This is a genomic window from Bifidobacterium mongoliense DSM 21395, from assembly GCF_000741285.1.
Classification (GTDB): Bacteria; Actinomycetota; Actinomycetes; order Actinomycetales; family Bifidobacteriaceae; genus Bifidobacterium; species Bifidobacterium mongoliense.
The window spans coordinates 1-15,415 of sequence record NZ_JGZE01000022.1 but is presented as its reverse complement, the minus strand read 5'-3'; the positions used below and the strand labels follow the sequence as shown (position 1 = coordinate 15,415).

Annotated in this window: 11 protein-coding genes and 1 pseudogene; 6 read left to right on the top strand and 6 right to left on the bottom strand. The window is 65.5% G+C overall.

Features of this window, described 5'->3' with window-relative positions:
* The 6 genes from BMON_RS07655 to BMON_RS07630 form a co-directional block, all read left to right on the top strand.
* On the top strand, positions 1-2,443 hold a 2,443-nt coding region (locus BMON_RS07655), incomplete at its 5' end, for a phosphoribosylformylglycinamidine synthase (protein ID WP_034885412.1).
* A 108-nt stretch (positions 2,444-2,551) separates the two neighbouring features.
* The gene (purF, locus tag BMON_RS07650; protein ID WP_051918018.1) at positions 2,552-4,096 is read left to right on the top strand and encodes an amidophosphoribosyltransferase; all 1,545 of its coding nucleotides are present in this window, start codon (positions 2,552-2,554) and stop codon (positions 4,094-4,096) included.
* 62 nt (positions 4,097-4,158) lie between these two features.
* On the top strand, positions 4,159-5,217 hold the full coding sequence (gene purM / locus BMON_RS07645) for a phosphoribosylformylglycinamidine cyclo-ligase (RefSeq protein ID WP_033513588.1): 1,059 nt from the start codon (positions 4,159-4,161) through the stop codon (positions 5,215-5,217).
* 210 nt (positions 5,218-5,427) lie between these two features.
* Complete coding sequence (gene purD, locus BMON_RS07640; protein ID WP_051918017.1) at positions 5,428-6,861, top strand: phosphoribosylamine--glycine ligase; 1,434 nt, start codon at positions 5,428-5,430, stop codon at positions 6,859-6,861.
* Positions 6,862-7,046: 185 nt separating this feature from the next.
* Complete coding sequence (locus BMON_RS07635) at positions 7,047-8,435, top strand: alpha/beta hydrolase (protein WP_237745383.1); 1,389 nt, start codon at positions 7,047-7,049, stop codon at positions 8,433-8,435.
* Positions 8,436-11,270 (top strand): bifunctional lysylphosphatidylglycerol flippase/synthetase MprF, encoded by a 2,835-nt coding sequence (locus BMON_RS07630; RefSeq protein WP_051918016.1) that lies wholly within the window; start codon positions 8,436-8,438, stop codon positions 11,268-11,270.
* An 86-nt stretch (positions 11,271-11,356) separates the two neighbouring features.
* Here BMON_RS07630 and BMON_RS07625 read toward each other — a convergent pair whose 3' ends face one another.
* The 6 genes and pseudogenes from BMON_RS07625 to BMON_RS10150 form a co-directional block, all read right to left on the bottom strand.
* The gene (locus BMON_RS07625) at positions 11,357-11,821 is read right to left on the bottom strand and encodes a Fur family transcriptional regulator (RefSeq protein WP_081882999.1); all 465 of its coding nucleotides are present in this window, start codon (positions 11,819-11,821) and stop codon (positions 11,357-11,359) included.
* Positions 11,822-11,917: 96 nt separating this feature from the next.
* Positions 11,918-13,129: a 5-(carboxyamino)imidazole ribonucleotide synthase gene (gene purK, locus BMON_RS07620; RefSeq protein ID WP_033513586.1), complete on the bottom strand. Its 1,212-nt coding sequence runs from the start codon at positions 13,127-13,129 to the stop codon at positions 11,918-11,920.
* A complete protein-coding gene (purE, locus tag BMON_RS07615; protein ID WP_033513585.1) occupies positions 13,113-13,610 on the bottom strand; it encodes a 5-(carboxyamino)imidazole ribonucleotide mutase in 498 nt (165 codons plus the stop codon). The genes purK and purE overlap by 17 nt, the downstream gene beginning before the upstream one ends.
* Positions 13,611-13,671: 61 nt before the next feature.
* Positions 13,672-14,676 (bottom strand): zinc-binding dehydrogenase, encoded by a 1,005-nt coding sequence (locus tag BMON_RS07610; RefSeq protein ID WP_033513583.1) that lies wholly within the window; start codon positions 14,674-14,676, stop codon positions 13,672-13,674.
* Positions 14,677-14,721: 45 nt separating this feature from the next.
* Positions 14,722-15,042, bottom strand: a complete 321-nt coding sequence (locus BMON_RS07605; RefSeq protein WP_407711941.1) for a YhbY family RNA-binding protein — start codon at positions 15,040-15,042, stop codon at positions 14,722-14,724.
* Positions 15,043-15,225: 183 nt separating this feature from the next.
* Positions 15,226-15,415 (bottom strand): annotated as a pseudogene (locus tag BMON_RS10150) (hypothetical protein); the annotation flags it as partial.

Here is a 15,415-nt window from a genome sequence, read left to right as displayed (position 1 = left end):
CCGCGAGACACCGGCCCCCGGTGACGCCATCATCCTGCTCGGCGGCCGCACCGGACGCGACGGCATCGGAGGCGCCACCGGGGCCTCGCAAAGCCTCGACGTCGATTCCCTCGACGAGCTGGGCGCCGAAGTGCAGAAGGGCAACGCCCCCGTGGAACGCAAGCTGCAGCGGCTCTTCCGCCGCAAGGACGCCTGCCGACTCATCAAACGGTGCAACGATTTCGGTGCGGGCGGCGTCTCGGTAGCCACCGGTGAGATCGCCGACGGCCTCGACATCGACCTCGACCGGGTGCCCACGAAATACCAGGGGCTGGACGGCACCGAGCTGGCCATATCCGAATCCCAGGAACGCATGGCGGTCGACGTGGCCGCCGAGGACGTCGAGACCTTCCTGCGGTACGCCCGCGAGGAGAACCTCGAGGCAACCGTGATCGCCACGGTCACCGAACAGCCTCGGATGCGTATGACCTGGCGGGGCAAGACCATCGTCGACCTGAGCCGCGCCTTCCTCGCCTCCAACGGCGCTGCGAAGCACCAGCGCGTGCATGTGCGGCGGGGCGGCGACTACCGCACCCTGTGGATGCAGGGCACGCTGCGCGAACGCATGCATACGCTGGTGACCGATCTCAACATCGCGTCAAACAAGGGGCTGGCGGAACGGTTCGATTCGACGATCGGCGCCGGCACCGTACTCATGCCTTTCGGCGGGCGCACGCAGCTGACCCCGGCGCAGGCCATGGTCGCCAAGCTCCCCGTCGACGGCGAGACGACGACCGCCTCCGCGATGGCCTGGGGATTCAACCCCTACATCATGGAACGCAACGAGTTCACCGGGGCGTACCTGTCCGTGGTCGAGTCGCTCTCCCGACTCGTCGCCACCGGGTTCCGGCGCAACCGCGCCTACCTGAGCTTCCAGGAATACTTCGGCGCGCTGCGCGACGACCCCGCGCGGTGGGGCAAGCCCACGGCCGCCATGCTCGGCGCACTGAAGGCACAGGTCGACTGCAACGTCGGCGCCATCGGCGGCAAGGATTCCATGAGCGGCAGCTTCGAGGACCTCGACGTGCCCTCGACCCTCATCTCGTTCGCGGTGGCGGTCGGTCCGATGGACCACGCGACCTCGCCCGAGTTCAAGGGCGCCGGCCACCGCGTGGTCAGGATCGCCCCGCGCTATGGCGAGGACGGCCTCACCCCGCACACCGACGGCCTGCTGGAGGCGATGGACATCGTCGAGGAGCTCATCGACGCCGGCGACGCGGTCGCGGTGTCCACCCCGGGCTACGGGGCGAGCGCCGCCTCGCTCTTCTCCATGTGTGTGGGCAATCGCATCGGCCTCACGCTCGACCCTTGGATCGCCGTGGACGATCTGTTCACGCCTGGATACGGGTCCTTCCTCGTCGAACTCACCGACGACGCGACACTGCCCGCCGCCACGAACAACGTGTGCATGGGAGAGATCGGCCGCACCCGCGCCGATTATGTCCTCGACGCCGGCGGAGAGCGGCTCGACCTCGCGGCCCTGCAGGAGGATTGGGAGGAGGCCATCGCCCCCGTCTTCCCCTACCGCCACCACGGCGAGCCGGTGAAGGCCATCACGGCCACGACCGGGCGACATCATCACCATGCCGGGGCCCCTGTGGCCCGCCCGCAGGTCGTGATCCCCGTGTTCCCCGGCACGAACTGCGAATACGATGCCGCGGCGGCCTTCACCCGGGCCGGCGCACGGGCGACGACGCTGGTGATCAACAACCTCACCCCCGAATCGGTCGCCTCCTCGGCCCGCCGTCTGGCGGACGAGATCAACCGCAGCCAGATCGTCATGTTGCCCGGAGGTTTCTCCGGCGGCGACGAACCGGACGGCTCCGCCAAGTTCATCACCGCGTTCTTCCGCTCCCCCGAAGTGTCGGACGCCGTGCGCGACCTGCTGAAGAACCGTGACGGACTCATGCTCGGCATCTGCAACGGATTCCAGGCGCTCATCAAACTCGGCCTCGTGCCCTACGGCGACATCGTGCCCATGGACGAGACGTGTCCGACACTGACCTTCAACGAGATCGGCCGGCACCAGAGCCGTCTCGTGCGCACCCGCGTGGCCTCGGATCTCTCCCCCTGGCTCGCCCGGTGCCAGGTGGGCGACATCCACACCGTGGCCATCTCCCACGGCGAGGGACGGTTCGTCGCGAGGCCCGACCTGCTCGAACGCCTGGTCGGCTCCGGCCAGATCTGCACCCAGTACGTGGACGACCGGGGCGTGCCCGGCATGGATCTGACGGTGAATCCGAACGGCTCCATGCTCGCGGTCGAAGGCATTTGCAGCCCCGACGGCCGCGTCTTCGGCAAGATGGGCCACAGCGAACGCTCGGGCCGCGGGCTGTACCGCAATGTACCGGGCGACGCCCACGAACCCATCTTCGAATCCGGCGTGCGCTACTTCGGCGACTGACCCCTCCGGCCGCCCGAGACGAGCCCGGGCGGCCGGTGCCTGTAGTGCTCGATTGATAGCCTGAAAGGGCGAATCCACCATTACGACGGTTGTGGAAGGAGCATCGGCATGTCCGTTGAACTAGAGGACATTCACGAGGAATGCGGTCTGTTCGGCGTCTGGGGGCACCCCGACGCCTCCCGCCTGACCTACTTCGGGCTGCATGCCCTGCAGCACCGGGGCCAGGAGGGGGCCGGGATCGTCTCGAACGAGAACGGGAAACTCACGGGCCACCGGGGTCTGGGGCTGCTCACCAAGGTCTTCTCGGACGAGCGTGAGATCGCCCGGCTGCGCGGCGACCGCGCCATCGGCCACGTGCGATACGCGACCTCCGGTTCCACCGGCGTGGACAACATCCAGCCCTTCCTGTTCCGCTTCCATGACGGCGACATCGCCCTGTGCCATAACGGCAACCTGACGAACTGCGTCAGCCTGCGCACCGCACTGGAGGACGAGGGCGCGATCTTCCATTCGAATTCCGACACCGAGGTGCTCATGCACCTCATCCGCCGTTCGGACAAGCCCACGTTCATGGAGAAGCTCAAGAGCGCGCTCATGGCGGTGCACGGCGGATTCGCCTACCTGCTCATGACCGAGCACGCCATGATCGGCGCCCTCGACCCCAACGGCTTCCGCCCGCTCTCGCTGGGTCGCATGACCAACGGCGCCTATGTGCTGGCCTCCGAGACCTGCGCCCTGGACACCGTGGGCGCCGAACTGGTACGCAACATCCGGCCCGGCGAGATCGTCGTGATCGACGACGACGGCTATCGAATCACCCGATACACCGACGACACGCAACTGGCCATCTGCTCCATGGAGTTCATCTACTTCGCGCGCCCCGATTCGAACATCTACGGCATCAACGTCCATTCGGCGCGCAAGCGCATGGGAGCCCGGCTCGCGCACGAACAACCCGTCGAGGCCGACATGGTCATCGGCGTGCCCAACTCCTCGCTGTCCGCCGCCTCCGGATATGCCGAGGCAAGCGGGCTGCCGAACGAGATGGGTCTGATCAAGAACCAGTACGTGGCACGCACCTTCATCCAGCCGACACAGGAACTGCGTGAACAAGGCGTGCGCATGAAGCTGTCCGCGGTCCGGGGCGTGGTCAAAGGCAAGCGCATCATCGTCATCGACGATTCGATCGTGCGCGGCACGACCTCCAAGCGCATCGTCCGACTCCTGCGCGAGGCGGGGGCCAGCGAGGTGCATATGCGCATCAGCTCGCCGCCGTTGCGCTACCCGTGCTTCTACGGCATCGACATCTCCACCACACGCGAGCTCATCGCCGCGACCAAAAGCGCGGAGGAGATCCGCGAGTACATCGGCGCCGATTCCCTGGGATTTCTCAGCCTCGACGGACTCATCGACTCGATCGGACTGCATGAGAACGCACCTTACGGCGGGCTGTGCGTCGCCTATTTCAACGGCGACTACCCGACCGCGCTGGACGACTACGAGCAGGAGTTCCTCGCCTCCCTGGGCAAGCCGGACCGTGCGCGGCTCATGACATACGCCCGCGAGCGCAGCATCTACCACGACAACGAATTCGCCAGCGATCCTACAACTACGCCGGCACCCACGGTAACGCCTTCGCCGGCACACGCCTGACACCCACCACCATCACCACCAACAGTCACACCAGCCATAGCAGCCACCCAAAGGAGCCCATCATGCCACATGCCTATGAAGCGGCAGGAGTCAGCGTCGAAGCCGGATACGAGGTCGTCAAGCGCATCGCATCACACGTCGATCGCACCACACGACCCGGTGTGGTGGGTGGCATCGGCGGTTTCGGCGGCCTGTTCGACCTGGCTTCGCTGGGATACCGCGAGCCGATGCTCGTCTCGGGCACCGACGGCGTGGGCACCAAGCTCATGGTCGCCAAGATGATGGACCGGCACGACACCATCGGCATCGACTGCGTGGCCATGTGCGCCAACGACATCGCCGCCCAGGGCGCCGAACCCCTCTTCTTCCTCGACTACATCGCCTGCGGCAAGAACAAACCGGCCCAGCTCGAACAGGTGGTCTCCGGCGTGGCCGACGGCTGCGTGCTGGCCGGTTGCGCGCTGATCGGCGGCGAGACCGCGGAGATGCCCGGCATGTATGACGAGGACGAATACGATCTCGCCGGTTTCTGCGTCGGCGTGGCCGAGCGTTCCGCGGTCGTCGACGGCTCCACCGTCCGTGAGGGCGACGCGCTGATCGGCCTGCCGTCGAGCGGCATCCACTCGAACGGATTCTCGCTGGCCCGCAAGGCGCTGTTCGATCAGGGCGGCTACGACGTGCACGACACCCCCGACCGGCTGGGCGGTGCGACGGTGGGCGACACCCTGCTGACGCCGACGACCATCTACGTGCATGCCCTGCGGCCCGTCATGAAGGCCGGGGTGGTCAAGGGCGTCGCGCACATCACCGGTGGCGGTTTCATCGAGAACATCCCGCGCATGATCCCCCAGGGTCTTGCAGCCCGCATCACGCTGGGCGGCTGGCCCTTGCCGCCGATCTTCGATCTGATCGAACGCGCCGGGAGCATCGACCACGCCGAGATGTTCAACGTCTTCAACATGGGCATCGGGATGGTGTTGGCGGTCGACGCCGCACGCGCCGATGAGGCGCTGGCCCTGCTCAAGGCCGAGGGCGAGACGGCCTATCGCATCGGCAGCATCGTCAAAGAACGCAGCATCGTCGAAGGACACGCACAGCGGGTAGAATTCGAAGAGGCGTAATCGACCGGATCACCGGTCACCGGCCATGTGACGAACAAGGCCGGTGACGAACGGTGACGAACAAGGCCAGTGGTGAACGCTCCGGCGATGAACGGGCCTACAGTAAAGACGGAAGTCATGCAGGTCATTCGGTCCGGCGTATCATCCACACCCGGATCTCGACATGAATGCCGTGCCAGGACTACGGACGGCGGATAAGGACACACACCCATGGGAATCAAGGTTCTGATCATCGGTTCGGGAGCACGCGAGCACGCGGTCGCCGCATCGCTGTTGCGCGGCCCAAGCGTCGAGGAGGTGACCGTCGCCCCAGGCAACCTGGGCATGACGCGCGACGGCATCCGCATCACCCGACTGAGCACCGCCAATCATTCGGCGCTCATCGACTTCGTGAAGGACAACGATTACGACTGGGTCTTCGTCGGCCCCGAGGTGCCGCTCATCGAGGGCATCGTCGACGACTTCAGGAACGCCGGCATCAAGGCCTTCGGCCCCAGCAAGGCCGCCGCGCAGATCGAAGGGTCCAAGGACTTCGCCAAACAGCTCATGCTGCGTCACGGCATCCCCACCTCCGCCTACGCCACATTCGACGATCTCGAACCCGCTCGGCAGTACGTGTTGGACCATGGCGCCCCCATCGTCATCAAGGCCGATGGCCTGGCGGCAGGCAAGGGAGTGACCGTCGCCATGGACGTCGACACGGCGCTCGACGCGTTGAACGACATCTTCGTCGACCACCGGTTCGGCCGGGCCGGCGCCAAGGTCGTCATCGAGGACTTCCTGCAGGGCGAGGAGTTCTCGCTTATGTGCTTCGCCCACGGCACGGACTTCTGGCCCATGCCCATCGCCCAGGACCACAAGCGGGCCTACGACGGCGACAAGGGGCCGAACACGGGCGGTATGGGGGCCTACAGCCCGGTGCCGCAGATCGGGGACGACGTCGTGGCCACGGCCATCGACACCATCATCCGACCGGTGCTGCAGGCCATGGATGAGGAGGGCATGCCCTTCACCGGCGTGCTCTATGCGGGTCTCATCGCCACCGAGGACGGGCCGAAGGTCATCGAGTTCAACGCACGGTTCGGCGACCCCGAAACCGAAGTGGTGCTGCCCCGGTTGACCTCCGATCTGGGCAAGGGTTTCGACGACATTCTCAACGACCGCACCCCCACGTTCACCTGGGACGCCGACAGTGCAACCCTCGGCGTCATCCTCGCATCGGACGGCTATCCCACCACACCGGTCGCCGGAGCCGCCATTCCCGCCATTGCCACGGACGACCACACCCATGTCTATTACGCCGGCGTCAAGCAACGGCCCGTCGAACAGCGCAGCAGCACCGAAGGCCCCGCGGTCGACGGATTCACCGTGAAGGTGACCCCGAACCAGGACCCCTACAGAGCCGACCAGCAGGAGCAGGCCCAGGTGCGTCCGAGTCGCGACGACCTGGTCTCGGCCTCGGGCCGCGTGATGCTCGTCGCCACGACCGCACCGACCATCGCGGAGGCGTATCGGCGGGTCTACGAACTGCTCGACGGACTGGACACCACCGGCATGTTCTATCGGCACGACATCGGAGCCAAGGCCCTCAAGGCCGTCGATGGCCTCAATGGACAGGACGCCGACACCGATACCTCCCACTGACACACCCCCCATCCTGAGAGTCGGCACATTGACGTGTCGACTCTCAGGATGGGGCGGTACGCTGGCGAGTCCAAGGACCGGGCATGCCGGGATACATGCCGGACTCATCCCCATGAACGATGTCCCCGTTCGGCATGCCCGGCTATCATGGTCACCCGGACGTTGGGGAAATTGATGAAAGAGGTATGATGCACGGTCTGACGCACATCTTATTGCTGACGGGATGGCTCCCGACAAGCCTGTACGGCATAACCCTTGCACTCGCACTCGTCGTGGTGGCGCTCAAGCCACGCGGGCGTCGACTGCCCGCACTGCTCAAGGAGTGTGCGGTCGGTCTGGTCGCCTTCATCGTGGTCGGGATCCTCGTGTGGTTCATGTCTGACCGCTGGATGGTCTTCGGCGTCGAACTCGGATGGCTCGTGATGGCGATCGTCGCCGCAGCCGCCGGCGCCTTGGGATTCTCCATCACCGCCATTGTGCACGGTCGCCGCTGGCGACGTGTGGCGGCCTCGGTCCTGGTGCCGTTCGTACTGATCAGCTCCGCCATGGGCGTCAACGCGGTATACGGGGAGTATACGACGCTCGGGTCCGTGCTCAATCTGCCAAACTACCGCCAGCTCGACCAACGACATTCCACCTCCGCAACCATGACCGTGGCCCAATGGCGTCGTCTGGCCGTGGAGGGGCGCCTGCCCGCCATGCCGAAAGTGGGCGAGGTCCGCACCGTCAAGATCCCCGCGACCGTATCGCATTTCGTGGCGCGGGACGCGGACGTCTATCTGCCCCCGGCAGCACTAAGCCACCGACCCCCGGCCCTGCCGGTGATGGTCATGATGGCCGGGCAGCCGGGCAGCCCTGACCGATTCTTTGGCGCGAGCAACATCACCACCATGATGAACGACTACGCGCAACACCACCATGGACTGGCCCCCATCGTCATCTCCCCCGACCAGAACGGGTCCACCAAGCAGAATTCGCTGTGCGCCGACACCCCGGTCTACGGCAAGGCGGAAACGTATCTGACCGTCGACGTCACCCGCTGGGTGACCAAGAACCTGCCCGTCTCCGAAGCCGCACGTAATTGGCTGATCGGCGGCTTCTCCCAGGGAGCTACGTGCAGCACGCAGCTCGGACCGGCTCACCCGAACCTGTACGGCCACATCTTCGCCGCGAACGGCGAGCTCGAACCCACCTCGCATAATCGCAGCACCACTGTGAACCGGTATTTCGGCGGCGATCTGGAGGCCTACCTGCGCCATGTCCCCACCGAGATCATCGCGCGCGAGGCTCCCTCCGCACAGACCATGCTCACGACCGCCGGAGCCTGGGACGCCGAGTCGCAGCGCAACCAGCTGATCATCGGCAAGGCCGCTCGGGAGGCCGGCATGGCCGTGACCACGCTCATCAGCAGGGATTCCGGCCACGACTGGCATGCGGTGCAGGCCGCGTTGCACCCCCAGATCGAGATCTTCGGAGAACAGACGGGACTCGGCACCAACACGAAACGACTCTCACAGTACGGCGGGCTCGACATCATCGAGCAGACGCCGTCCACAACCGATGAGGTGAAATAAATGGCATCCACACAAACCACCAGAGGCACAGCCTCGGGCTGGAACGCCCTGGCCGACGACTTCCGCAATTGGCTGACCCGACACGTCTTCGCCATCGTGGTCACCGGCGTGTTCGTGCTGGCGAACATCAGCCGTTGGGTATGGATGGCGTTGCACCGGCCCGATCGGGCCTCGTCAGGCCTGTCGCTGAGCTTCGTGGAGGCGCTCACCCCCCACCGGCCAGGTGTGCCCGGTCCAGGCAACGGCGTGCGGACCCGCGGTCTGCTGCAGCAATTCGAGCATCTCGTCGAATCGCTGTTCTTCGTGAAGACCCCGTTCATGCTCATCTTCTGTGCCCTGGTCACGCTGCTTGCCGTGGGCTTCGCGGAATCCCGCACCGGAGTGGTGCGTACGGCTGCGCTCATCGCGGTCAATGCGTTCTTCGGCACCGCATTGGGTCTACTCGTCTGCGTGGCCATCAACAGCCAGCAGGCCGACTGGTCCTGGCTCGAGCGCCTCAATGTGACCCTGTCCCCCCTGACCATGGCGATCGGCATAGCCATGGCGTGCAGTGCCTACGAATCCGTGATGTGGAGACGGCGCATCATCCTCATCGTCTACGCTTTCACCGCCACCGCGCTGCTGTTCAGTGGCAGCCCCGGTGACTACTGCACACTGGCCATCGCCATCATCGGGCATGTGGCCGGCAACCTCATGCACCGCCATGACATGCGCCAACGCGACGCGAAGGCCTCCGCGGTCATGCGTGCTGCCGGCAGCATGGTTGCGGACGATGTCGCTGCAGCCGAGGCATTGGATTCTGCGGCATCCGAGGACGCCATATCCGACACCACCGCCGCCTCTGCATCCGACTCCACCACCGCCCACACGACCATGGCCAGCAGCCCCTCCGTGGACGACTTCTCGTCACGCGGGGAGCAGCCGGACGCCATGCGCCGCGAGACCCGCACCCATTGGTGGCCCGGCACGGACTACGAGACGCGCCGGCTGTTCGCGACGGTGCAGATGGTCTTCGCCATCGGCCCCATCATCTCCATGACGTCCCGTGCCCACGCCGGGCTGTTGACCGGCATGGGACTGTTCCTGAGCCCGGACATCAACGCCGACGCACTCCTGAACTCCTGCGAACGCAATCATCTGACCACCAGCTGCCTGGTACTCGCCGGCGTGCACCGCGTGGCCATGTTCGGCCTGTGGACACGCATCCTGCTGCCGGTCGTCGCCATGCTCATCGTGGCGTGGGGCCTGTATCATGGCCGCCGCCTGGCCGCCTTGGTGTGCATCCTGTTCAACACACTCTCCACGCTGTTCGCCATCGCCGACTACCTCGTCTTCCCATTGAGCATGGATATCACGCCCGGGATCGAGCCACGGCACTTCGCTCTGACGATCGCGTTCCTGCTCACGGCCGCACCGCCGCTGATACTGGCGATCAGCCTGACCTCCAGTCTGTCCCACTTCGAGGTCAGGGCACCGTCCCGACCTCTGCTCCGTGGCATGGCGGCCATCGTGACCATGTCCCTGCTGACCGGCCTCACTTTCGTCGTCTTCGGCATGTCCCGCGCGGAAGCTTTCACGCCGCGCGCCACACCCGGCAGCCTCCTGCTCGACTTCCTGCATCGTCTGCTGCCTGTGGGCTTCGCGGGCCGGTTGCGCGGCTCCCTGCACCCGGACACGGAACTGACATCGGCCATCTGCTGGCTCATCATCACGGCGATGTGGGTCACCGTGCTCGTCGTCTTCTACTTCTGGTTCCGTGATCGGCTCGAAGAGGGCCAGCGTGGACGCGAACGCGCGGACCGTCTCGTCGAGACCGACGGGGAATCGATGAGTTTCATGACGACGTGGGAAGGCAATCGGTACTGGTTCTCCCCCAGCGGGCGTTGTGGCATTGCCTATCGCGTCTCGCATGGCGTGGCGCTCACCGTCACCGGTCCCTTCGGCGATCCGGAGGAATACGACAGCGCATTGCCCGACTTCATGCGCTTCTGCTACGCCCACTCGCTGTCGCCCGCATTCTATGCGGTGCACGAGCGCACCCGGGAGCAACTCGAACGGCTGGGCTGCTCCTCGATCCACGTCGGCACTGAGATGGTCGTCATCCCCAAGGACTGGCAGACGCGCGGCAAGAAGTGGCAGGACATCCGCACCGCGATCAACAAGGCCAAGCGCGTCGGCATCACCGATGTCCTCACGACGTTCGATCAGGCGGGCTGGAAGGTCCAGCAGCAGATCATCGACATCTCCGAACAGTGGGCGTCACTCAAGGCCTTGCCCGAGATGAAGTTCACGCTCGGCGGCCTCGAGGAGCTGCGCGACCCCCGAGTCGCGGTGCTGTACGCGGTCGATGAGGACGGTCTCGTCCAAGGCGTCACCAGTTGGATGCCGACGTACCGCGGTGGACGGATCATCGGATGGACGCTCGACTTCATGCGCCACCGCACGGATTCACCCAACGGCATCATGGAGTTTCTCATCGCCCGCATGGCCGAACGCCTGCGCGACGAGGGCGAGGCCGACCCCGCACACGCCGTGGAGTTCATGAGCCTGTCCGCCGCGCCCCTGGCCGGTATGGGACAGGATGCCCACGGCACCGCGGACGCCGAGGTCATCGAGCACGCCCTGCAGATCGTGGCGGATTACATCGAACCGGCGTATGGGTTCAAGTCGCTGTACTTCTTCAAGCGTAAGTTCCAGCCGCAGACCGATCCGGTCTACATGTGCTATCTGGATTCCGCGAAACTCGCGCAGATCGGCCTGGCCGTCCTGAGTTCCTACGTGCCCGAACTCAAGGCCTCGCAGGTCGTGGAGATGCTCAAGACGATTCATTCGTAAGGCCACACGTAAGGCGACACGAATATACGAGAACCCGTCCGGTGATCATATCCGGGCGGGTTCTCGTATATTCGGGTACTGCAGGTCTACGCGACGGTCTGGGCACCGGCCTGGGCGGCGGTCTGTACCTGGGTATCGGCTCCGGCATGGTCGGCGTCATCGCGACGCTGGCAGTCGGGGCACAGCCCGAAGACCTCGAGGGTGTGCGAGGTCATGGTGAATCCGTGATCCGAGGCGATGTGACGCAGCCACTGCTCATCGGGTGGTTCGATCTCGACGGTGCGACCACACCGTTCGCAGATGAGGTGATGGTGGTGCCCATTGTCCTCGCAGATGCGGAACATCTGCTGGCCGTTGAGCCGTATGGTATCGACCGAGCCGACCTCCTCGAGGGAGCGCAGCTGACGGTATACGGTCGCCAAGCCGATGTTGAGCCCCTCGTCGGACAGACGTCGATGCAGATCCTGCGCGGAAACGAAGCCTTCGCATTCACGCAAGCCCTGCAGCATCACATCCTTCTGTCTGGTGTGTCTGGAGACGGATTTGCGCATGCCGTTCCTTCCTGTTGTCATTCTGCCGACCATCATACCCAGCTCGCGCCGGACACGGCCATATCATGGTGGGCGTAAACCGCCCTCGCCCCGGATTCAGTCCGTGTCGGCGATGTCGGCCGTGTCGCCCTTGGCCCCGGGCTTGAGATCATCCCAGCATCCCGTCGCCTCGAGTTCGCGCACCGTTCTCGCCGGATCGTCGGTGAGGACCGTGATATGCCCCATCTTGCGGTCCCGACGCACTTCGGCCTTGCCGTAGTCATGCAGCTGCCACTCGGGGTGCTTGCCGATCAGGGCGAGCACGGGCGCCATATGCTGCCCCAGGATGTTGACCATGACCGCCGGGCTCAGCAGCCGCGGCTCGGGCAACGGCCAACCCACGATGCCGCGGATGTGGGCGTCGAACTGCGACATCGAGCAGGCCTCGATGGTGTAGTGACCCGAATTATGGGGCCGCGGCGCGAGCTCATTGACCACGACGCGGCCGTCGCGGGTGATGAACAGTTCAATCGCCAACGTCCCGGCAAGCTCGAACCCCTTGGCGAGCCGTAGGGCGAGCGCCTTCGCCTCACGGGCGATCTCCGGATCCACATGGGCCGGGGCGGTGGTGATGTGCAGGACGTTGTGCCGGTGGTCGTTGCGCACCATCGGGAACGTCACCAGATCCCTGCCGTTGCCGGAGACCAGAATCGAGGCTTCGAAAGCGAAGTCGACGAATCCCTCCAGGATCGATGGCGGGAAGGTCCCGGCACCCTCGTCGCGTCGATGGATACGCTGGAGATCCGTTTCGGTACGCAACACATCCTGGCCATGCCCGTCATACCCGCCGCACCGGGTCTTGAGGACCGCGGGGTAACCGATCTCACGCACCGCGGCGTCGAGGCCGTCCAAGTCGTCGACCTGCCTCCACGGAGCAGTCTGCGTGCCGTGGTCATTGATGAAACGCTTCTCATGGACCCGGTCCTGCGTCACGCGCAGCAGGTCGGTGCCCTGCGGCACGCTCACCAGATCACGGACCTGATCGATGGCGTCGGCATCGACGTTCTCGAACTCGTAGGTGAGCACGTCGCTGCGTTCGGCCAGCTGCCGGATGGCGTCGCGGTCATCGTACGCGGCGGTGATCTGAAAGTCGGCGACCTGAGCGGTCGGGCAATCCGGCGTGGGATCGAGCACCCCGACGCGGAACCCGTGGTACTTGGCGCTGATGGCCATCATCTGGCCGAGCTGGCCTCCCCCGATGATGCCGATGCACGCACCGGGCATCAGCATGTCGATCTTCCCGTGGGTCTCCTCATGCAAGCTCGGCATTGGATTGCGACACCTTTCGTTTGAGTTCCTCGCGATAGTCATGCAGAGCGTCGGCCAGGCGCCCGTCCGCGGTGCTCAGGATGCTCACGGCAAGCAGTCCGGCGTTCGTGGCGCCGGAATCGCCGACAGCGGTCGTGGCGACCGGGATGCCGCCGGGCATCTGCACGATGGAGAGCAGCGAATCCCATCCGGACAAGGCGTGGGAACGCACGGGCACACCGATGACGGGCAACGTGGTCTGCGCGGCCACCATGCCGGGCAGATGCGCGGCGCCCCCCGCGCCGGCGATGATGACCTTGAGTCCGGAAGCCCGGGCCTGCGAGGCGAATCGGGCCATGAGTTCGGGGGTGCGATGCGCCGAAATCACCTGTTTGCTGTACGCCACCCCGAACCGTTCAAGGATGTCGCAGGCGTGTTTCATGGTCGGCCAATCACTCGCCGATCCCATGATCACCGCCACCGAAGCCGTGTCTTGCGCCATGTCGTGCCTCCTGTCAAGCCACGCACAACTCTACGCAGCGGCACGGAAAAGCGGGGACGGCCTACGGACGCAGCACGATGTTGCCGAAGACGTCGCCGTCACGCATCCTCGCGAAGGCCTCGGCCGCGTGATCGAAGTCATAGACGTGGTCGATGACCGGGTGCAGGTCGGCGTGCTCCACGAATCGCAACAGTCGACCGAAGTCCTCCCGCGTGCCCATGGTGACGCCCTGCACACGGATGTCCTGGAAGAAGATCCGCGTGAGCTCGGCCCCCGGCTGGTCCCCCGTGGTGGCGCCGCACACGGCGATGACCCCGCCGGGCCGAACCGACCGAATCGAATGCGGCCATGTGGCCCGACCCACGGATTCGATCACGGCATCGACCTTGTGCGGCAGTCGCGCCCCGATGTCGAAGGCACCGTCCGCACCCAGGCCGAGCGCCCGTTCGCGTTTGGCGGGGGACCTCGATGCGACGAACACCTCCAGCCCCGCGGCATGGGCGAGCTGGGTCGCGGCCGTCGAAACTCCCCCGCCCGCGCCCTGCACCAGCACCGTATCGCCGGGCTTGACCCGCGCGGCGCCGAACAGCATCGCATAGGCGGTCAGCCAGCTGGTCCCCAGGATCGCCACCTCGTCATCGTCGAGGTTCGCGGGCGCGGCCATGATATTGGCGCTGGGCACCGCGACGCGTTGCGCCATCGTGCCGGGATAGCGTTCCGACAACATGGAGCGCCGTTCCCCCGGTCCAACCCCGGCGCCGTCGGTGCCGATGACGCCGTAGATCGCGACGCGGTCGCCCGCACGCCACGCGGCGGCGTGCTCCGCTCCGCCGACGGCGATGTCGTCGAGCAGCACCCCCGCGGCGTCGGTCCCCAGGATCATTGGCGTACGCTCGGCGGCAAGCCCCACGCCTTGCAGACTCCACAGATCATGATGGTTCAGACTCGCGGCCCGCACAGCCACGGTCGACCAATACGGCCGGGATTGGGGTTCCGGCATCTCGCCCACCCGCAGCATCGCGAGCGGATGCGCGGCATCGACGCCCTGCGCATACACGGCTCTCATCGTCTTGTGTCCCTTCCGGACCGAGCCCTCACCACACCCCGGGAATCAGTCCACGAGTTGAATCTGGCTCACGCCTTCCTTGTCGGTGCGCCGGTACAGCACGAAGCGGTGGCCGATCACCTGCACCACCGCCGCATGCAGCTTCTGCGCCAACGTGTCGGCCGCCTCATGCGCATCGACCGGAGCGCCGTCCTGCACCACGCATTTGACGAGCTCATGCGATTCGAGCACTTCGTCGGCCTGCTGCACCGCGGTGTCGGTGATGCCGTTCTTACCGATCCACAACATGGGGTTGAGCGGGTTCGCCAGCGTCTTCAGCTGCTTGCGCTGCCGCGTGCTCAGTGTCGTCGTATTCGATGCCATCATGCTCCGTTCGTTATCCTCGCCCGGTATCGTGACGCGCATGCGCCACGCTCGTCGTTATCGCTACACCGTCGAGATCGTTCGGTGACCTGGCGTCGTCCGTCACGGCCGACACCGGTTCGCCGTATTCCTGTTCGTCTGCGTCCATACTACGCGCAGGCCCGCTACCACACGAGTCCCCGTTGTCTAGATTGAAGTGCAACACTGTGGCTGGTGGGGTAAGTTTAGCAGTTCCTGCTGGTAGGCTTCGGCGGGTGTCTGGTAGCCGAGCAGGCGCATGGGCCGGTTGTTGATCTCGTTGACGATCGCCTGCAGCTCGTCGGCCATGTCCGGGGTGATTCTGCCGCCTTTGGGCGAGGTAGCTGGCGTAGCATGC

What these genes read in the sequence shown, in the direction of transcription:
- BMON_RS07630 (WP_051918016.1), top strand. Translation starts at nt 8,436, where the DNA reads ATGGCATCCACACAAACCACCAGAGGCACAGCCTCGGGCTGGAACGCC.
- purK (WP_033513586.1), bottom strand. Translation starts at nt 13,129, where the DNA reads ATGCCGAGCTTGCATGAGGAGACCCACGGGAAGATCGACATGCTGATG.
- BMON_RS07625 (WP_081882999.1), bottom strand. Translation starts at nt 11,821, where the DNA reads ATGCGCAAATCCGTCTCCAGACACACCAGACAGAAGGATGTGATGCTG.
- BMON_RS07610 (WP_033513583.1), bottom strand. Translation starts at nt 14,676, where the DNA reads ATGAGAGCCGTGTATGCGCAGGGCGTCGATGCCGCGCATCCGCTCGCG.
- purE (WP_033513585.1), bottom strand. Translation starts at nt 13,610, where the DNA reads ATGGCGCAAGACACGGCTTCGGTGGCGGTGATCATGGGATCGGCGAGT.
- BMON_RS07635 (WP_237745383.1), top strand. Translation starts at nt 7,047, where the DNA reads ATGATGCACGGTCTGACGCACATCTTATTGCTGACGGGATGGCTCCCG.
- purF (WP_051918018.1), top strand. Translation starts at nt 2,552, where the DNA reads ATGTCCGTTGAACTAGAGGACATTCACGAGGAATGCGGTCTGTTCGGC.
- BMON_RS07605 (WP_407711941.1), bottom strand. Translation starts at nt 15,042, where the DNA reads ATGATGGCATCGAATACGACGACACTGAGCACGCGGCAGCGCAAGCAG.
- purD (WP_051918017.1), top strand. Translation starts at nt 5,428, where the DNA reads ATGGGAATCAAGGTTCTGATCATCGGTTCGGGAGCACGCGAGCACGCG.
- purM (WP_033513588.1), top strand. Translation starts at nt 4,159, where the DNA reads ATGCCACATGCCTATGAAGCGGCAGGAGTCAGCGTCGAAGCCGGATAC.